This window comes from Corynebacterium sp. HMSC071F07 (assembly GCF_001810285.1).
GTDB lineage: Bacteria > Actinomycetota > Actinomycetes > Mycobacteriales > Mycobacteriaceae > Corynebacterium > Corynebacterium simulans.
The window spans coordinates 45,426-64,437 of record NZ_KV800704.1 but is presented as its reverse complement, the minus strand read 5'-3'; the positions used below and the strand labels follow the sequence as shown (position 1 = coordinate 64,437).

Below are 19,012 nucleotides of genomic sequence, written 5' to 3'. Positions count from 1 at the left end.
CGAACGGACACACATTCTGCTACTTAACCCACAAAAAGCCATCGCTAAAGTCCCGATTTGAGTCCCAGGACGTGCGCCTTAAGAGAAATAACTAAAGCCCCTACCAGTGTTTCTCCTGGTAGGGGCTTGGAAGTTGGTAGCGGGGGCAGGATTCGAACCTACGACCTCTGGGTTATGAGCCCAGCGAGCTACCGAGCTGCTCCACCCCGCGTCGAGATGTACTTCTAAACATCTACGCTTTAACGAGACTGATTATTTTCATAACCGCTCTCGTCGGCGACCTCTGTAACTATACAGACAGATAGCCACCCACCCAAATCCCCTGGGCAGGTGGCCATTCGCGTTTATCTAGGCAGTATTTTCTACTTGCCTACTTCGACTCGACCTTCTTGTAGGCCTCAACAGCCTGGTCGAGCTCGTCGAGAGCCTTGCCGTATTCCTCGAAGGAACCGTTGCGGGCTTTCTCTACGTTGTCGAGTGCTTTGTTGATGCCGTCAATGGCATCGGCCTCACTAGAGGCCGCCGGCGCCGAGGCAGGAGCCGAAGCCTTGCCCTCATCCTTGGACTTGGAGTCCTCACCGGAGTCCTTCTTCGCGTCAGCTGCACTGCCGTCGCCGTCGATCTCAGTGATGTCCTGCGCGGACTTAGGATCGATGCCCACCTGGTCGAGGGCCTCACCGATAGTCGGGGCATAACCCACGCGACCCTTGTAGGAAACGAGAACGCGTAGCAGCTTCGGGAACGCGGATTCCTGGTCCTTACGCTGCGAGTAAATAGGCTCCATGTAAAGAATCTCGCCGCCGCCTACCGGCAGTGCCAACAGGTTGCCGTAGTTCAGGTCATTCGAGCCTTCCCACAGCGTGCGGTCACGAGCGACCTGGTCGGAAGACATCATGGCGTCCTGCGCCTGCTTCGGGCCCTGGGTCTGAGTATTCGTCGGCAGCACGCGAACGGTGATCTGACCGTAGTTCTCTGGGTCCGAGGACACCGCCATATGCGCGGAGAGGAACTGACGGTTCAAACCGCGATAAGAAGTAATCAGCTGGAAGCTTGGCTTCCCGGACTTCGGATCCGCCGCCATGACGTAGTAAGGAGGTTGGTTCAAACCACGTGCCTCGCCGGCGGTTGGGTCTTCTGGCACAGACCAGAAGGCATCGTTATTAAAGAACACGCCTGGGTCGGAAACGTGGTACTTCGCCAACAGATCGCGCTGCACCTTGAACATGTCTTCCGGGTAACGGAAGTGGCCGCGCAGCTCGTCAGAGATTTCCGCTTTCGGCTTGACGACGCCCGGGAATACGCCCTCCCAGGCCTTCAGAACTGGGTCCTGGTCATCAAACTCAAAGAGATCCACGGAGCCGTCATAAGCGTCGACAGTAGCCTTCACAGAGTTGCGGATATAACCCACCTGCTCGTTGATAAGCCGCTGGCTGGTGCCGTTCGGGTTCTGCGTATCCTGCGTGGAATCTGTCAGCGAGGTGCGCTGTGAATAAGGCAGGGACTCAAGCGTTGTATAACCATCCACAATCCACTTGATGCGGCCGTCGATGACGGCTGGGTAGGTGGCAGAATCGGTGGTCAGCCACGGCGCTACCTTTTCCACGCGCTTGCGCGGGTCGCGGTCGTAGAGAATCTTAGATTCGGAGCCCACGCGGTCAGACAGCAGCAGGTTCATCTCCTGGTACTTCAGCGCATACGCGGTGCGGTCCACAATATTGCCGATCTCAACGCCGCCCTTACCGTCATAGGTGTAAGTGGTGGAATCGGTATCGTACTCAACTGGCTTATCACCGGTCTCGCCCACTACGGCGTAGTCACGCCCATCGCGTGCGCCGGCAATGACCGGACCATAGTAGGTGCGCGGCTGGTCCACCTTGATTCCCAGGGACTTCTCGGCGTCCTTGGTCTCGCCTTCACCCTCATGCTGCTTGCCCTGCTGGGTTTGCAGATCGGAGACGGTAAAGATTGGGAATCCGCCGCGGGCAGAGCCGGCGTCGCGCGCAACCTCGTCGACCGTGTTTGCTTGGGCTGCAACGAAGCCGTTTCCGTGGGTATAAACCGTGTGGCGGTTGATCCAGTTCTGCTGGTTTTCCTGCAGCTCATTCGGATCCAGCTCACGTGCGGCGACCACGAAGTCGCGCAGTTCACCGTCCACGGTGTAACGGTCCATCGCCAAGGTCTCTGGGAAACCATAGAAGTTCTTCAGCTGCTGCATCTGGGTAAAGGTTGGCGCCAAGATATCCGGATCCAACAAGCGCAGGTTCGAAATCGTGGAGGAATCCGAAGCCACCTTAGAATCCGCTACTTCCTCTGCTCCCCAGTTCTCCTCATAGGTAACCTGCTCATCCGTGAGCCCGTAGGAATAGCGGGTGGATTCAATATTGCGGGCGATGTATTCCGCTTCCTTTGCCTGGCGGTTCGGGTTGACGGAAAAGCGCTCCATCAAAAGCGGCCAAGCCTGACCGATGATGACAGAGGAAAGCAACATCAGCACCACTGCAAGTGCAGGGATACGCAGATCCTTGATTACCACCGCAGCGAAAATCGCCACTGCTACGACGACGCCGACGACCATCAGAATGATCTTGGCCGGCAGGTAAGCATTGATGTCGGTGTAGGAGCCGCCGGTAAACAGCGAGTGTTGGTTGTACAGAAGCTGATAACGATCCAACCAGTAGCCTGCTACCTGCAGCAGCATCCATAGGCCACCGGTTACCGCAAGCTGCACGCGAGCCGGGCGAGAAATGGAGCCGCGCACACCGGAGGCACGGTTGCCGATGCGAATGCCGCCCAAAATGTAATGGCTAAACAGCGCCAGCAAGAAACACACCAGAAGCAGCATCGAAAACGCCGAAACGATGATGTTCCACACCGGTAGCTGGAAGGCATAGAATCCCAAGTCCTTGTGGAACTGCGGATCATCAACGCCGAAATCCTGGCCGTTTAAAAAGAGCATGAACTGGCGCCACGAAGCCTGCCCCATCAGGCCTGCCACCACACCGACTAGCAGCGGGATAACCTTTAGGAACACGCCCATGGTCTTTTCGATGGAACGACGGTACTGGTAAACCGGCGAATTCAGATCGTTAAAATCTAAGCTCTCGGGGCGGCCACGCCATGCAACGCGGCCCGCGGCATAAACCACGCCTGCCGATACCACTGCGAAGATGACAAAAAGCACGATTCGCGCTACCAAGGTGGTGGTAAAAACACCACGGTATTCAATTGCGCCGAACCACTTCCAATCTGTATAAAAGCCCACTAACAATGGGCCGATGAACAGTAAGGCGGCAATGATAGCGACCGTCCAGGACAAGCCCCTGGGAGGTCGCTTCATTGGGGCAGCGGGTCGGGAGATACCAGAGGCCAACGCCAGCTCCAATCAAAATCGTGCGAATATAAGCGGTATAGTCTTCCAGCTTAGGGAAGCAATACACAGTTAACGAATAAGGAGTCTCATGAGTTCCCCCGAGCTTTCTCAGCCAGCATTAAACAAAGCCATGCGTGAAGCAGTGGAATTTGTCCACGCTGAGGGCTGGGAGGCACCCCCTACCCTTTTCGCTCTGGTGCCGACTTCTTTGGTCGCGGACCAGCTGGCAGAGCTCAATGAGGAAGACGCTTCCCCGCTGACCCTTATCGTGCAGGACAATATCCCGGAAAACATCGAACCCGGCTCCGAGCAGCTAGCCGATTATGTCTCCCGCGTGGTCTGGCCACACGAGATCGCCGGCGTCATCTTGGCCCAAGAGATTAAATTCCGCGACACCTCTGCTGAGGCTGGCCAGAGCGCAGACTCTAGCCCGCGTCCTGCACGCCTTTTCTCCGGTGTGCTGCGTGAGGAAGGCGTCGAACTGACCCTGCTGCAGGTGCGCCCAACCGAGGAAGAACTGGAAGCAGCCGGCCCGTTTGCACAAGACGATATCCAGCTGCGCGGCGGCCCAGACGTGGCACCGGGTGTCATCGCCGCATTGCGCTACGGGCTCGAACAAGATCCCGATGAACTCGACTAAACTGAGGCACTAAGTGTCTTAGACCCAAATTTCTCTACACCTGAAGTCTCAATGCTTTCTTTTGAACTCACAGCTTTGAAGGAGTACCTCGTGCGAAATTCCTTGTCCGCCCGCACCGCCTGCGTAGCAGCTGGACTGTTTGCTGCAAGTTGCTCCCTCGCGGCATGTGGGGACGGCCAGGAGGCTAGCCAGCCCGCACCGGCTGCTCCTGTAGCTACCAGTCAGAAGGCTGAAACCCCGGCCCCGAAGACGTCGGCAAGCACCGCTACTACCACTTCTTCTGAGCAATCCTCGGCCGAGGCCACCACCTCCGAGGAAACAGAATCTGGCGCGAGCGAGCCGGCAAGCGAGTCCGCCTCCGCTTCTGCGACTGCTGCCAATGGCGAAAAGAAGGGCAACGGAAAGCTCTCCAAGCAGGTAGAAGAAGCCTACGAGACCTTCGAAACCCTTGTTCCGGTGGAGATCTTCCAGCAGTTCGACCGCTGTGATCCCAACGGTGTCGCAGATTCTTATAACTGCTCCGGCTCGGAAATCGGCCAGTTCCAGTTCTTCAAGAACAAGTCCAAGGCCGCCCAAACCACGCAGGTGCTCACCGAGCTGCGCAGCTCCCGCGTGGTCAAGGATGAAGGCGACCGCGTCGTCGGCTGGTCCATGCTGGGCAATACCGCCATCTTGACCGTGGTGGATAACAAGGACGGTCTCGTGATGCAGCAGATGATCTCAACCGACCAAGACGATCCCGAAGAGCGTCTTAAAGAGCTCGGTCTTATCTAATTGCAGGTCTGAACCTGCTTGCCGTGGGCGAAGTCATCCATCGCCTTAATGGCATCGTCCAGGGTCTCCACCTTGGCAACCACCATGTCGCCGGTGTCGCGGCTCGTGGCCTCCGCGCAGTTGTCTGCGGGTGCTAAGAAGAGCTCGGCGCCGGCTTCTTTCGATGCGGCGACCTTGTGCACGATTCCGCCGATGGGACCCACCGTGCCGTCTTCGCTGATAGTGCCGGTACCGGCAACGAACTTGCCGCCGTTGAGCTCGCCATCAGAAAGCTTGTCGATTACCGCGAGAGTAAACATCATGCCCGCGGACGGCCCGCCGATGTCCTGCAGGTTGTAATCGACCTGGATATCTTCCTTGGGCTTCGAGGTCATCGAAATGCCCATCAGCGCCACCGAATCATCGTGTGGATGCGCCGCCAGCGTAACCTTTTCTTGCAGCTTCTTGCCACCGCGCTCGATGCCGAGTTCGACCTCATCGCCGGGCTTCTTCGCGCGGACCATGTCCTGCACCTGCCCCGGCTGCGGTACCTTCTCACCATCAACGGAGGTAATAACGTCATCTGCACGCACGACCCCCGCGGCAGGTGCATCCTCTAGAACCTGCGCGACCACGATCTTCACTGGCACGTCGAGATAATTCATCGCGGCGACCGTCGCAGCCGACTCCGACTGTGTGAAGGCCTGCTCGTTCGACTCGTTTACCTCTTCATCCGTCTGCCCCTGCGGGATGACGGTATCGATTGGTACCAGAGTGTCATCAGTCATGATCCAGCGACCCAAGGCCTGCGTCAGCGTCATGTTGGTGCGCACAGACACGGTGGTCATATTGAGCTGACCGGAAGTCTCATAGGTCTTTGGCGCTTTCACGTCCACGACCTCAGTGCCATCAACCTCGCTGAGCGTATCCACGGTTGGGCCAGGCCCCTCGGCCGCATAAGGCACGGTTAAAGCAATATCCGTGCCAGGGATGCGATCGATGCTCAAGGCACCACCCAGCACGATGACCGGGATAGCGCCCCAAACGAGCGTGCGGAGGCGTCGATTTTCTGGTGAATTCACGAGGAATTAGCCTACAACGTTTTCATCCTTGTTCGCTGACAGCGTTGCGCGAGCGATGGAAACAGCCCACCGCCAGCCGGTACATTGGAGCGCATGAGCAACGGATTCGGTTTTTCTTTTCCCAACAATGATGACGGTGACGACGATAACTCGCGCCGCGACCAGAACCCGTTTGGCGCCTTCGGCTTCGGTGGCAGCGCCGCGGGCGGTGGTCTAGGAGACCTTCTTAATCAGTTCGGCCAGATGCTTTCTGGCATGGGCTCCTCAATGAACTCTCCTGAGGGCTCCGGCCCGGTCAACTATGAGATGGCCCAGCGCATCGCGCAGCAACAGATTTCCAACGACAAGGAAATCAGTAGTGCCGATAGTAATGCGGTAGCAGAAGCCGTACGCCTAGCGGAGCTTTGGCTTGACGACGCCACCGAATTGCCCACCGCTTCCGGCAGCGTCAAGGCGTGGAACTCCAGCGAGTGGCTCGAAGCAACGATGCCAATGTGGAAGCGCTTGGTTACCCCAGTTGCCGAGCACATGAACAATGCACAGCTGGAGTCAATGCCGGAAGAAGCCCGCGAGATGATGGGCCCGATGGCAAACATGATGAATCAGATGTCCGGCATGAACTTTGGCATGCAGTTGGGCCGCGCACTTGGTGACCTTGCCACCCAGGCGCTTACCGGCTCCGACTTCGGCATTCCGGTCTCCCCTGCCGGTAGCACCGCGCTTTTGCCACACAACATCCAAAAGATCGCGCGCGATCTCAATGTGCCGGGCCAGGAAATTCTGGTCTATATTGGCGCCCGCGAGGCCGCCCGCCAGCGCCTGTTCAAGCACGTTCCGTGGCTGGTTGAGCGCTTGGTTTCCTCCGTCGAGGAATACGCAATTGGCCTTGTCATCGACACTTCCCACATCGAGGAAGCAACCCGCGAGCTCAACCTCGAATCCGGTGACCCACAAGCCATCCAGGATGCGATGAGCAAGCTGCAGGGCATGGATCTGACCCCGCGCATCACCTCCCGCAATGCCGGTGCTGTCTCCCGCCTGGAAACCTTGCTCGCGCTCGTTGAGGGCTGGGTTGATCAGGTAGTAAACGATGCACTGGGAGATCGCATCCCGTCCACCTCCACCATGAACGAGGCGTGGGCGCATCGCCGTGCCACCGGCGGATCCGCAGAAAAGGCCATTTCCAAGGTCGTCGGCATCGAGTTATCTGCGCCGAAGGTCGACGCTGCTGCCGAGCTGTGGCGTCGTGCGACGGTCGCCGTGGGCGTTGACAAGCGCGACAAGGCTTGGGACCACCCAGACTTCCTTCCTACGGCAGAGCACCTCGATAACCCGGCCGCCTTCATCGACAGCTTGCTCGACGATGCCACCGATTCCGGTTTCGAGGAAGAATTCGCAAAGCTTGAAGAAATGCTGCGCGAGCAGGATGAAAACGGCGATTCCAATAACTCCGGTGAAGACAAGGAATAGCGCCTAGGGCCACTGCCTATCTACCCCGTTGCCATTAGAGGCCTATCAGCCAAAGCGCTGGTAGGCCTCTAAGTATCCCTTGGCCCGCTCCGCTTTCGGCGCGCGGTCAGCCCACTGCCAAAATTCCGGCCCGTGCCCGGGGATGAAGGTATGAGTCAGCTCATGGATGACGACAGAATCAAGGACATACTCTGGTACGTCCTTGAGGCGATCGGTGATGCGAATGTCGCCGGTAGAGGTAGTGCAGCTGCCCCACCGTGTGTTTTGATTGCCCACCCAACGAATTGAGCCGATCTTCGCTCGCCCGTCGAGGAAGTTTTTGTTGAGCTGGACGGCACGCTCGTGCAGATCAGCATCAGAGCGCCGCGTCGAGGTGTGCTTGCGCGCTACCTTCGCCTGCATGTCGGCCACGGCTTTGGCCTCCTCTTTCGCCGACATCCAGGAAGGAATCCGGACTTCTAAGACGCCGTCGACAAGCCGTGCTTGCACCGTCCGCTTGCGCTTTGCAGAACGGATAACGCGCACGGCGACACCTGAGTTCTCATTACTCGACATGACAGGTCATTGTACTTGTGCTGGAATGGGAGCAACGAGCGTGGCTTTAGGGGGAAAAGCATGCCAGTTGCATCGCAAGAGCAATCAACGACTGCCTACATGTTGGCGCCGGGGGTAAGCATTCTGGAGCGCGAGCCCGGCGTCATTCAGTTCGGCATGGACGCCACTCGCGTGGGGGTGGTCGAGGTGGAAAGCGAAATTATCGCTTCCCTGTCTCGCCTCCACCAGCCCATTACGCGCGATAGTATTCAGCGGCTCCTCACCCGCGCCGGCATGGAGGAAACCGCTGCGAGCTCGCTGATTGAGGATCTCATTTGTTACAACATTTTGTGGCCGGAGCCTGCGCGAAGCTGCGTGGTTGTGCTGGGCAAAAGCCCGCTTGCCGAGGCCATACGGGCAGCCGCCAGCCAGGATGGATTCGTGCTGCGTAACCAGCTAGAACAAGAAAATACCTACTCGTATATCAAGGCTGTCAGCCCGCATTTTCCGGTGGTAGCGGTGGATTTCCTTGATAAGCCGGTGGAACTGGCTGAAACACTGCGCAAGTGCAAGGGCGACTTTTTACCTGTGTCGATGTTTGATGCCCGTGGTGTAATTGGCCCTCTGCGAACCGCCGGCCGCGGGCCGTGTCCCATGTGCTCGCATCTGCACCGAATCGACGGCGATGAGCAGTGGCACAACGTCGTCACCCAGCTGGATACGGCAGATGCTAAGGCCGACGAGGTCATTATCAAAGCAGTTGCCATGCAAACCATGATCTTTTTAAGACGGCTTGCAGGCCGCCCCAGCCCACCTGGTGCAAAAAGTAGCCGCGTCATGCAAGGCGAGTTACTGGAAGTAGACCCTTACGGCCACAACCAATACCGCCTAGTCCTCGAGCATCCGAAGTGCCCCTACTGTTTTGAAAAGTCCCAGCGGCGCTAAGCGCTAGCATCGTGGCGCTTCCCTGCGGCATCTGACTAAAAATGCAGGTCTGAGTTTGCTGCCCTGAATACTTGCTCAGCTGCGCAGCGTGGAGATGATCTGCAGAACTTCCGCACCATAGCGCTCAAGCTTGGAGGGGCCGACGCCGGAGATTTCGAGCAGCTCGCCTTCGTCAGCCGGGAGAGCCTCAGAGATTGCTTGCAGAGTGGCATCGGAGAAGATGACGTAGGCCGGAACTTTGGCATCGCGGGCGGTGTTCGCACGCCAAGCGCGCAAAGCGGAGAACACTTCTTCGTCGCCCTCGTAATCGCAGTACTCGTGGCGTCCCAAGACCTTTTCAGCCGGGCTGCTCAACGGCGCTGCACATACCCGGCACTTGCGCTCGCGATAGCGCCTACCGCTACCAGCGCTTTCTTCGATTCCCGGCACCAAGCCGTCAAGGAAGCGGGTGCGTTCACGGGAGGCCCGAGAACCAGTGGTTTTTGCCAAAGCCCAAGACAAAGCGAGGTGCTCGCGGGCGCGGGTGATTCCGACGTAGAACAGGCGGCGTTCTTCTTCCACCTGCTCGTCACCTGCCTTGATGGCGTAGTTGATAGGTAGCAGCTTCTCCGTCAGGCCCACCAAGAACACGGCGTCCCACTCCAAGCCCTTGGCCGCGTGGATGGTCGCCAGCGTGACGCCTTCCATCGTGGGGTTCTGCTTATTTTCAGAACGGCGATGCAGCTCTCCCAGCACTCCGCTCAAATCAATGCCTTCATGGTCTTGGACAATTTGCTCGATGAGATCTACGAGGGCATTCAGCGACTGCCAACGCTCACGTGCCTTGGCACCCTGCGGCTCGCTAGGCGTAAGCCCCAATTCAACGAAAGCAGCACGAGCGATGGCGACGGGATCCGCTGGCAAGTCTTCACGGCGGGTAGCCGCAATGAGCACGCGGATTGCTTCCAGGATTTCCGGGCGGCGAAAGAAGCCCTCGCCACCGCGGACTTGGTAGACAATGCCGGCGTCGGCAAGCGCCTGCTCAAACTGCTCGGACTGGGCGTTGATGCGGTAGAGCACCGCGATCTCAGAGGCTTTAACGCCCTTGTTGAGCAGAGTCAGGATTTGGCCCGCGACTTCCTTTGCCTCGATCTCTTCGGATTCAAAAGCCTTGAACGTCGGCTCTGGGCCGGGCTCGCGCATACCCTGCAGCTCCAAGCGTGTACCGGCAGCGCGGCCAGATGCCTTCGCGATGACGCGGTTGGCCAAGTCCGTTACCTGCGGGGTGGAACGGTAGTCACGCTGCAGCTTCACGATTGTGGCGTTGGGGTAGGTGCGCGAAAAGTTCAGCAGATAGTCCGGCGAGGCACCGTTGAAGGAGTAAATCGTCTGGTTGGCATCGCCGACCACAGTGAGGTCATCGCGCTCCCCCAGCCACGCATCTAGAACCCGCTGCTGCAGCGGGGTAACGTCCTGGTACTCATCCACCACGAAGGTGCGGTACTGCTCACGGAAGACCTCTGCCACGGAAGGGACATTCTCAATGGCGCCAGCGATGTGCATGAGCAGGTCATCAAAGTCCAAGAACATGCGGTCCGGAGTGGACTTGAGCTGCTCATAGCGGCGGAATACCTCCGCGACCTTGGCAGGTTCAGCAGGCGCTTCGCGGTCTGTCGTGGCGATTACCTCCGGATAGGAATCTGGCCCAACCAGCGAGGACTTAGCCCACTCGATCTCGCTGAGATAATCCCTGATGGAGTCCTTCGAATTATCGAGATTCAGCGAGCGCACCGCACGGGCAACGAGGGAGAACTTGTTATCGACGAGCTCCCACGGCAAATCACCTGCCACCTGTGGCCAAAAATAGCGCAGCTGACGCCGCGCCGCCGCGTGGAAAGTCAGCGCTTGGACACCGCCGACTCCCATGTGGTTGAGGCGGTCACGCATCTCGCCCGCAGCACGGGTAGTGAAGGTAACCGCAAGGATGCGCTGCGGGCTAGCGAAACCTTGGTCCACCATGTTGGCGATGCGATAAGTAACCGTACGGGTCTTACCGGTGCCCGCGCCCGCCAGGATGCACACCGGCCCACGCGGGGCGGTGGCTGCTGCAAGCTGGTCCTCGTCCAATAGGGACAAATCCGGCCTATTCACCGTGGTACCACTCCATAATCATCGTGTGTGCAATCGAGCCCTTGCGGGCAATGTTTAAATCCGGCAGCTCAGCGCGTGAAACCCAGCGGATTTCTTCGAGCTCGCCATCAGTATCGCAAACAGCCTGGACATCATCCGTGACCGCACTAAAGCCCATCATCAACGAGCCACTAGGCGGCCAAGGCTGCGAGCCCCAATAGCGCACTTCGTGCACGCGCCTGCCGGTCTCCTCCAACGCTTCCCGCGCGAAAGCTTCTTCCAGGCTCTCCCCCGGTTCGACGTAGCCCGCGATGAGCGAGAAAAAGCTATTGCGCACGCGGTTGCGAGCCAGAAGGATCTTATCCGTGCCTGCCAAGTAGATAATGCCGATGACTGCGGGGTTGATCCGCGGAAAGACCATGCGGCGTGGGTCTTGGAGCGAGCGCCCGACGACGCCCGGTTCTGGGAAGTACAGTTCATCACCCGTACGCGCATCAAAACGCGTCTCCCGGCGATTGCGAACTAAATGGATGGCCTTGAGGATGTCAGGGTTTTCTGCGAAGAAGGCAGCGTCACGGAGCGTTCCCAGCTTCGTAGCGGATTGATCGGGGATAGAAAACGCCTGAACGGCCCCTACCTCAACGAGGATGAGGCCGCTGGGCTCCGCGACCAAGACCGGCGCACCCGTGTCATCGACCGGCACTCGGTTGCTCTCGGTGACAGGAAGAAACACTAGTCTTCTTCGTCCTCTTCTTCAGTTGCCTGCTCCATCTCGTGCTTGATGTAAAGGAGGCGATCACCGGGCTTGAGGGAGTAAGCATCCGCGGTATCCACGCGGTGCAGTTCGTTGTTACGCAGCACTGCCAGCACGATGTCTGCGAGGTGACGTGGGTTGGAGCCCACCTCGAACTCGCGGACCGCACGTTCGGAGACGGAAAAGCCCTCGTTTGGGGAGAGGAGATCCTCCATCATTTCCACTACCGTCGGCGTTACGGTGGCAAGGCCCAGCAGGCGTCCGGCAGTCTCCGCGGAGGTAACCACGGAATCGGCACCCGATTGGCGCAGCAGGTGGCGGTTCTCAGACTCACGCACCGAAGCGACAATCTTTGCCTTCGGGTTCAGCTCGCGCACCGAGAGAGTACACAGAACGGCGGTATCGTCCGTGGACGGAGTCACGACAACAGACGCCGCATTCTCGACGCCCGCGATGCGCAGGACATCTTGCTTAGTGCCGGAACCGAAGATGGTGACCAGGCCGTGGTGTTCAGCGTTCGCGAGCGAGGCACGGTTGGTGTCGATGACCACGATCTGGGAGGCCGGGACGTCGTCAGCCAGCAAAGCAGCGACGGCGCCCGCGCCCTTGGTGCCGTAACCAATAACAACAGTGTGGTTGCGCAATTGCTTTCTCCAATTCTGGATTTCGAATGTACGACGTGCTTTATCTGTCAGCACTGACAGCGTCGCGCCGACCAACAAAACAAGGAAGATCAGGCGGGCTGGCGTAACTATAAGCAGGTTGACGAAGCGGGCTTGCGGGGTCACCGGGACGATATCGCCGTAGCCCACTGTGGTGAGAGAGACTGCGGCGTAGTACGCAGCATCGAGAAACGACAGGTTCTCGCTGTAGCCATCACCATCGAAGTAAACAACGACGGTGACGAAGACAAGCAGCGCGAATGCCCACAGGACGCGGCTGCCCAGCTGCTTCCACGGGCTGTCATTGTCAGCACGCGGGACCGTGATCACATCAATGAGCGCGTGATCAGGCTGCGACGTCAGCTCAATCTGCGGCATGAAGCGCGCCTTAAAGCGACGGCTTATGCGTTGCGCACGTTGTTTCGGCACTGGACTTTGGTCTTCCTCTAACTTTGATTTTTGTGGCTTTAGCGGCACGCGTTAACGCGAGCATAGCCATAATGGGACCCGCGTTTTACGAACCGGCTAAATACCTTAACCCGCAGAGGCAGAAACTGCCGATTCAAGAAGCTCCACCAGCCGCTTTCCGGTGGGCAAATCCCGCGGTTCAAAGAGATAGCCGTCATGGACATAGAAGAATGCCGCGCGTACGTCTTCGGTGCTATGCACGCGCCGCCATGCCTCAGCATAGACCGCAAGCTGGATCTCTGCCGCGCGCATATCCGCGCCTTTAGGCGGGCGGCCAGTTTTCCAGTCCACGATAAACCAGGTGCCGTCTGCTTCGCGGAAGACTGCGTCCATGCGTCCGCGTACTACCGAATCACCGATGGTGATTTCAAAAGGCGCCTCAACGTATTCCGGGGTGCGCTGCGCCCATTCGGAGAAAAGGAATGCCTCCTTCAATGCTTCCAAGTCCTGCTCAGGCTGTTCATCGGAGCCGGGCAGTTCATCCTCCGACAACAGAGCCGGCGAACCAAACCTATCTTCCAGCCAAGCGTGGAAAGCGGTACCGCGTTTGGCGTATGCATTCGGCTTAAAAGGAATGGGACGTCGTTGGCGCCGCGCGAACTGAATGGGGTCTGAACTGAGCGAGACCATGTCGGAAGCTGTCAGCTCGGTTGGAAGCTCTACGTCCACGACGGGTGCTTGCAATGCCGCGTATTCCTCGATCAAAGCACCGGCTTCTTGTTCCCAAAGCTCAAAGGTTTCTCCTGCGCGCAACTCCGGAAGTTTGTCCATGGCCTCCAGCACAGTCTCCGCTGCCTTCACAGCATGCGAGCTAGCTTCCAGCGCTGGGAAAGTGCCCTCGAGCATTACCTCGTGCGCGGCAGCCTCCTCGGGGCTAGCAGGCACGTCCCAATGCTGAACCAAGTCAGGATGCTTTGCACGCAGCAGTTCTAGGTATTCGTAGGGCCCCTTCTTCGACTTATTTTGGACCTTGTTGGTTCCAGAACCCGTAATCGTCAGCGTGGACTCGGTGCGGGTCATCGCAACGTAGAACAGGCGCGCGCTTTCCTCGCGCTGGTTCTGGCGCACGTTTTCCTTATAGGCCTCGCATGCCTTGCCGAATTCCGAACGCTTTGTGGCATCAGGGTCCAGCTCGATGACGTCTTCGTCACCGGGGACCTTCTCCACGAAGGTGAGGAAGGTTTCGGCTTGGCCCTTGTAGCTCGTGGAGTCAGCGTGGAGCACACAGACGTGCTTCCACTCCAGGCCTTTGGATTTGTGCACGGTCATGATTTGCACGCGCCCGGCTACAGCGGGAGCTTCGCCGGGAGTAAGGCCGTCTTCGCGTTCGCGTGCCATCGAGAGATAGTCCAGCAATGCGGAAAGGGAATCGCCGTGGAAATCAGCGACGACGTCGGCAAAAGCGTCCAGGTGCGTGGTGCCGCCCAACGTGCCGCTGGCTAGGACCTCGGTGCGGATATTAAAGAGTGCTTCGATGTCGGCGAAGAGATCCGATAAAGACTTAGACAGCGAGTAGGTACGCAGATGGCGCAGTTTCGAAGAAAGCTCCTCCATGCGCACCAGCCCCGGCGCGCTATAGCGTTCGCGCTCGCCAAGGTCTGCCAAAGCATCGGCCAGGCCCAAAGTTTGTCCGGTGCCTTCTTCAGTCAGCTCCGCTAGTTGGGCGGCGAGATGCTCGACTGGGTCGCCGCCCTCCCAACGCAACCGTCCTGATGCCGCTGCATCGCCGCCGGCAAGGTTGCGTTGACGTGCCAATAGCTGCTGCAGATCCTTTACGCCTAGCCCGCACATGGGCCCGGTGAGCACGCGCAGTGCGGCGTTGGTGTCCTGCGGACGGACGAGGATGGTGGCAACGGCAATGAGATCTTGAATCTCCGGCTGCCAGAGCAAGCCGCCTAGGCCGACGATTTCATTCGGCACGCCTGCGTCATCTAGGGCTTGTGCGATAAGGGGCGATTGCTTATTCGTTCGCACAAGCACCGCCGCGCTGAAATCGTTTGGGTCCTCGTATCGCTCATAAAGGCTCTTGAGATGCTGGGCGATGTGTTCATGCTCCTCGCGCTCAGAGGCAAAATACCCCAGCTCGATATCGCCTTCCGGCGCGCCATCGCGCGGCTGCAGCTCATCAACAGGCCGTGGGCCAGCGGACTCGGAAAAGAGCTTGGCCGCGACGTCGTTTGCCAGTTCCAAAGCACGCTGTGGGTTGCGCCAGGATGTGGTCAGCTGGTCCTTCGGCGCGGGTGAGCCATCTTCCTGAGGGAAATCCTCTACGAAGGCAGCAAGATTTTCTGCCGTGGCGCCACGCCAACCGTAGATAGATTGCATTGGATCGCCCACGGCCGTTACGGATACGCCTGGGCGCACGCCGCCGAACAGGGAACGAAGAAGCACGCGCTGTGCATGGGAGGTGTCCTGGTACTCATCGAGCATCACCACGTTGAAACGCTGGCTTTGCTGCTCGCCTACTGCGGGATGGCTCTGGGCCAGCTTGGCGGCGATTGCCATTTGCTCGCCAAAGGTGATGACGCCACGGGCCGCTTGTTCTTCCTTCAGGGCCTCAACGAGTGGAAGATACTCCACACGCAGCTGCTGGCGGTCTAGGTACCGTTGCACATCCTTGTTGAATTCCGGGCCGTTTTTACGGGTCTTTTCTAGGTCATAAGCGGTGGCAGTGAAGATCCGGGCATGCTCCCGGATATCGGCCGGATCCATCAACGCGTTATCGATGGATTGTGCAAGCTTGAGCAGGGTCTCAGTAACCGTGGCCACCGACTGGGACGCAGATAATTTGCCGCCGTAATTGAGCACGACATCGTGCGCGATAGCGAAGCGCTCTGCATCTGTAATAATCCGCGCGCTTGGCTCAACCGGCACGAGCAGGCCATATTCCCGTACCAAATCACCCGCGTAGGAGTCATACGTGGCGACCTTCGGCGCAATGTTTTCCAGCGCTTCCGCCGCTGCAGAATCCGGCGCGACGATGCGGGAATCTCGCAACTTCATCAATTGCTTACGGATGCGCTGCTCAAGCTGCTGAGCTGCCTTGCGGGTAAAGGTTAGACCCAAGACGTTTTCTGGGCGCACCATGCCATTGGCCACGAGGTAGACCACACGCGAGGCCATGGTTTCCGTCTTGCCAGCGCCCGCGCCGGCGACGACCAGCTTCGGACCGAGCGGGCCCTCGATGACCTTGCTCTGTTCGTCCGTCGGCGGGAAAGGCTTATCCAAAGCAGCAGCAAGTTGCTGGGGGCTTAATAGTTTAGTCTGCGAGCTCATCAGAGACCTGCTTTCCTTCTGCTTGGATGGGACAAATGGACCGGATTGCGCAGCGCCCACAGGACTCATTTTCCCGGGCGGTCAAGTGCTGACTGGAAAGTTCAGCTACCAGCGCGGGCAGCTTCCCAGCGAATTCTTCTAGTTCTTCCGGCGGCACAGCAGCTTGGTCACGGCTGGTGATGGACTTTTGATCAGTGCCTGGATAAACCAGCACGCCGCCACCGCGAGCCATACCCTCACCCGTGCGGATTACAGGACCGTGTGCCTTGTCTTCGTTAGCGTCGCACAGCTGACCATGTGCCAAGGCCAGCTGATAGGTCTTTAGCTGCGCATTGTCTTTGGCTTCCTCACGAGACGGCGCGCTGCTGCCCGTCTTGAGGTCAACCACCATGTAGTCTTCGCCTGCTTTAACCAGGCGGTCCATATAGCCTGCCACCTTAATTCCCGGCATGACCTCCACGGAGACCGGAACCTCCACACCAATCAGCTCGAAGTTAGAAGCAGTGTCCTGGGCCCACTGATGCGTGCGCTCAAGCAGGCGCTCAAAGTCCGCGAGCTCGGAGTCTCGCTTCCAGCTGGGCGCATTAAGGATGAGGCCAAAAGCATCCTTGACCATCTTTTTGCCAAGTTCTGGATCCACGCCGCGGCCCAGCGCCTCAAGATATGCATGCGCCATGGTGCCGCGCAGCAACGCCAGCGGCGTCTCTTCTTCCTCGCTCAAGTTTCCAAGTACTGCATTGAGCGGACAACGCAAGAGCGCCTCCACGCGGGATGGCGAGACACGGCCAGTGGGCGTGCCAGAGTCTTCCGTTTCTTCCGCTACCGCCACCGAGCGTGCAGCCCACCATTGCTCAGGATGGGCTCCGGGCACTCCGGCCTTGGCAAGCCGTGCGAGCTGACGTGCCGCCTGACTGCGCTCAGCCTCCCCGCTTTCAGGATCCATGACAACACGGCGCAATTGGGCCACGAAAAAAGGCACCGAAAGCACCGCTACCTCGAGCGGGTCAATTTCCCGCTCACCGCGCACTGATACCGGTTCGGGTTCGGCCACTTGCAAGCCCAACTCTTGCGGCAAACGCACCGCGCGCAGGCGCTTATTTGCTTCCCGGCGTTCGACTGCACCGGGCACGTCCACGCTGCCCTGCCGCGCAAACTCACTAATAAAGCGCGACGGCTCTTCGGGCACGTCAGCATCGGGTGCATCGACCGCGGCAAGCAACAAACGCGCACGATGGCGGGTCGTGGCCACATGGAACAAGCGGCGTTCCTCCCTCAAGCGGCTTGCCACATGGCTTACCGGCGTGCCCGGGGTAATCGACCGATCCAGCAGATCAATTAACGCTTCCTGCTCAAAGATCGATCCCGTCTCACCGAGGGAAGGCCAAGCACCTTCCTGAGCGCCAGCGATGACAACAGTGTCCCATTCCCGGCCCACCGCACCGTGCGCAGTAATCACCTCTACCGCCTGCGGGATAGCGCTGCGGCGGTCACGCACGCCGGTGGGCAATTCTTGTTCTTCGATGTGCCGCAGGAAGGAATCGAGCGAAGCTCCGGGACGGCGCTCAGAGTAGTCACCTGCAGCATCAAAAAGCGCCATCATGGCATCCAGGTCGCGGTCTGCCTGCGAGCCGGTTGCACCACCGCGCAACGCAGCCGCCTGCAAACGAGCATCGAGCCCAGTGGCATTCCATACCTCCCACAGGATTTCCTCGATAGAGGCTTGCGCACCAATGGCAGCGCGGCCTGCCTGCACAATCGCGCGGATGCGCTCCAAGATGGTTTCTTCGCGCTCGGTCAAAAGCCCCGCGAAATCCGGCAACTGCCCTTCCAAAAGTCCACGCAGCGAATCAATGCCGCGCGCTTGTGGCGCCCACCGCCGCAGGCCACGAATCAGGCGGCGCAAGGTTACGGGATCCGCTCCGCCCACAGGCCCGGTGACTAGGTCTTCGAGTTCCGCATTGCTGAGTTCATGCTCGAGCGCCCGTAATGCCAAAAGTACCGACTTGACCAGCCTTTGCTCGGCCAAGATTACGTCCGTGGGATTGATATGAACCGGCACGCCAGCGGCTAGCAGCGTGCGGCGAATCTGGCCGATATCTCCGCTAGAGCGGACGATGACGGCGATATCGCGCCAGTCGACGCCGTCTTCCAAGTGCCGGCGGCGCACCGCGTCGGCCACCACATCACGCAAGGTCGAGCGCGAGTCCACGATGCTGATGCAGGCAGGCGCTGGACGACGCCGCGGTTCATCCAGCACCAGCTCATGCTCTGCGGGAAAAGAAGTCAAGAACTCCGAATTGGCACCGCGGAAAGCAAAGACCGCTTGGTCAGGGTCACCTGCTACTACGGTCAGTTCCGCCCCACGCGAGAGCTTTTGCACAAGCAATCCGGAGGTTGGATCAAGCAGCTGGGCATCGTCAACGATGATGGTGTGCCACGGGTGGTTTTCGGTAGCGCTAGAGCGCAGCAGTACCTCGTTGACTAACTCCGCCGCCGAATAAGAGTGTAGGCCGGCTAGCTGCTGGGTGCGCTCATATTCCAGCAGGAATTCACCCGCCGCAGTCCACATCGGTCGGTCATACTTCTTACCCAACTCCATGAGCTCATCAGGACCTTGGCCGCGCTCGATAGCGCGCAACAGAAGGTCGCGCAACTGGCGCGCGAACCCCTCGAAGGTCAGTGCCGGCCGTACCTCCGCCGGCCAGCTGCCGCGATGTTCTTCGGCTTGGCCCTCGAGTAGTTCACGGATGACGGCGTCCTGCTCCGCGCCGGTGATAAGGCGGATCTCCTCGTCCGCTGCATTACGCAACAGCGCAAAGGCCAGCGAGTGCACGGAGCGCACCATGGAGGCCTGCGCCGCGTAATCCTCAAGGTGTTCTGCCAATTCACGGCGCAGGATGGCGCCAGATTCCTTGGAGGTGGAAACAACCAGAATGCCCGAAGGATCGG

12 protein-coding genes and 1 tRNA gene are annotated in these 19,012 nt (G+C 59.1%); 4 read left to right on the top strand and 9 right to left on the bottom strand.

Translation table 11 applies throughout. From position 1 onward, the window contains the following. Positions 1–134: 134 nt before the first annotated feature. A tRNA-Met gene (locus tag HMPREF2724_RS04980) sits at positions 135–211 on the bottom strand. Positions 212–370: 159 nt separating this feature from the next. Beyond that, complete coding sequence (locus tag HMPREF2724_RS04975; protein ID WP_061921061.1) at positions 371–3,337, bottom strand: UPF0182 family protein; 2,967 nt, start codon at positions 3,335–3,337, stop codon at positions 371–373. 121 nt (positions 3,338–3,458) lie between these two features. On the opposite strand from HMPREF2724_RS04975, the gene HMPREF2724_RS04970 reads away from it, so the two are divergent. Both HMPREF2724_RS04970 and HMPREF2724_RS04965 read left to right on the top strand, forming a co-directional pair. After that, positions 3,459–4,010: a PPA1309 family protein gene (locus HMPREF2724_RS04970; RefSeq protein ID WP_061921059.1), complete on the top strand. Its 552-nt coding sequence runs from the start codon at positions 3,459–3,461 to the stop codon at positions 4,008–4,010. Positions 4,011–4,100: 90 nt separating this feature from the next. Continuing rightward, positions 4,101–4,784, top strand: coding sequence for a beta-N-acetylglucosaminidase (locus HMPREF2724_RS04965; protein WP_235591011.1), 684 nt, complete (start codon positions 4,101–4,103; stop codon positions 4,782–4,784). On the opposite strand, the gene HMPREF2724_RS04960 is transcribed toward HMPREF2724_RS04965, so the two are convergent. Further along, positions 4,781–5,845 carry a YlbL family protein gene (locus HMPREF2724_RS04960; protein ID WP_070587456.1) on the bottom strand — a complete coding sequence of 355 codons (1,065 nt, stop codon included), beginning with the start codon at positions 5,843–5,845 and terminating at the stop codon, positions 4,781–4,783. The genes HMPREF2724_RS04965 and HMPREF2724_RS04960 overlap by 4 nt on opposite strands. Before the next feature lie 93 nt (positions 5,846–5,938). Here HMPREF2724_RS04960 and HMPREF2724_RS04955 point away from each other — a divergent pair, with 93 nt between their 5' ends. Then, on the top strand, positions 5,939–7,315 hold the full coding sequence (locus tag HMPREF2724_RS04955) for a zinc-dependent metalloprotease (protein ID WP_070587452.1): 1,377 nt from the start codon (positions 5,939–5,941) through the stop codon (positions 7,313–7,315). Between the two features lie 45 nt (positions 7,316–7,360). Here the strand turns inward: HMPREF2724_RS04955 and HMPREF2724_RS04950 are convergent, their stop codons facing one another. Next, a complete protein-coding gene (locus HMPREF2724_RS04950; protein ID WP_062035654.1) occupies positions 7,361–7,870 on the bottom strand; it encodes a M48 metallopeptidase family protein in 510 nt (169 codons plus the stop codon). A 60-nt stretch (positions 7,871–7,930) separates the two neighbouring features. Between HMPREF2724_RS04950 and HMPREF2724_RS04945 the strand changes: the two genes are divergently transcribed. Continuing rightward, positions 7,931–8,794 carry a hypothetical protein gene (locus HMPREF2724_RS04945; RefSeq protein ID WP_062035655.1) on the top strand — a complete coding sequence of 288 codons (864 nt, stop codon included), beginning with the start codon at positions 7,931–7,933 and terminating at the stop codon, positions 8,792–8,794. A gap of 75 nt (positions 8,795–8,869) precedes the next feature. Here HMPREF2724_RS04945 and HMPREF2724_RS04940 read toward each other — a convergent pair whose 3' ends face one another. The 5 genes from HMPREF2724_RS04940 to HMPREF2724_RS04920 all read right to left on the bottom strand — a co-directional run. Then, complete coding sequence (locus HMPREF2724_RS04940) at positions 8,870–10,924, bottom strand: ATP-dependent DNA helicase UvrD2 (RefSeq protein WP_061921047.1); 2,055 nt, start codon at positions 10,922–10,924, stop codon at positions 8,870–8,872. Next, complete coding sequence (locus tag HMPREF2724_RS04935; protein WP_070587448.1) at positions 10,917–11,636, bottom strand: NAD(+) diphosphatase; 720 nt, start codon at positions 11,634–11,636, stop codon at positions 10,917–10,919. The genes HMPREF2724_RS04940 and HMPREF2724_RS04935 overlap by 8 nt, the downstream gene beginning before the upstream one ends. Then, entirely contained in the window at positions 11,636–12,697 is a 1,062-nt protein-coding gene (locus HMPREF2724_RS04930) for a potassium channel family protein (protein ID WP_235591010.1), read from the bottom strand. The genes HMPREF2724_RS04935 and HMPREF2724_RS04930 overlap by 1 nt, the downstream gene beginning before the upstream one ends. A gap of 156 nt (positions 12,698–12,853) precedes the next feature. Continuing rightward, positions 12,854–16,063: an ATP-dependent helicase gene (locus tag HMPREF2724_RS04925; RefSeq protein ID WP_070587442.1), complete on the bottom strand. Its 3,210-nt coding sequence runs from the start codon at positions 16,061–16,063 to the stop codon at positions 12,854–12,856. Next, on the bottom strand, positions 16,047–19,012 hold a 2,966-nt coding region (locus HMPREF2724_RS04920; protein ID WP_083306090.1), incomplete at its 5' end, for an ATP-dependent DNA helicase. The genes HMPREF2724_RS04920 and HMPREF2724_RS04925, both read right to left, overlap by 17 nt.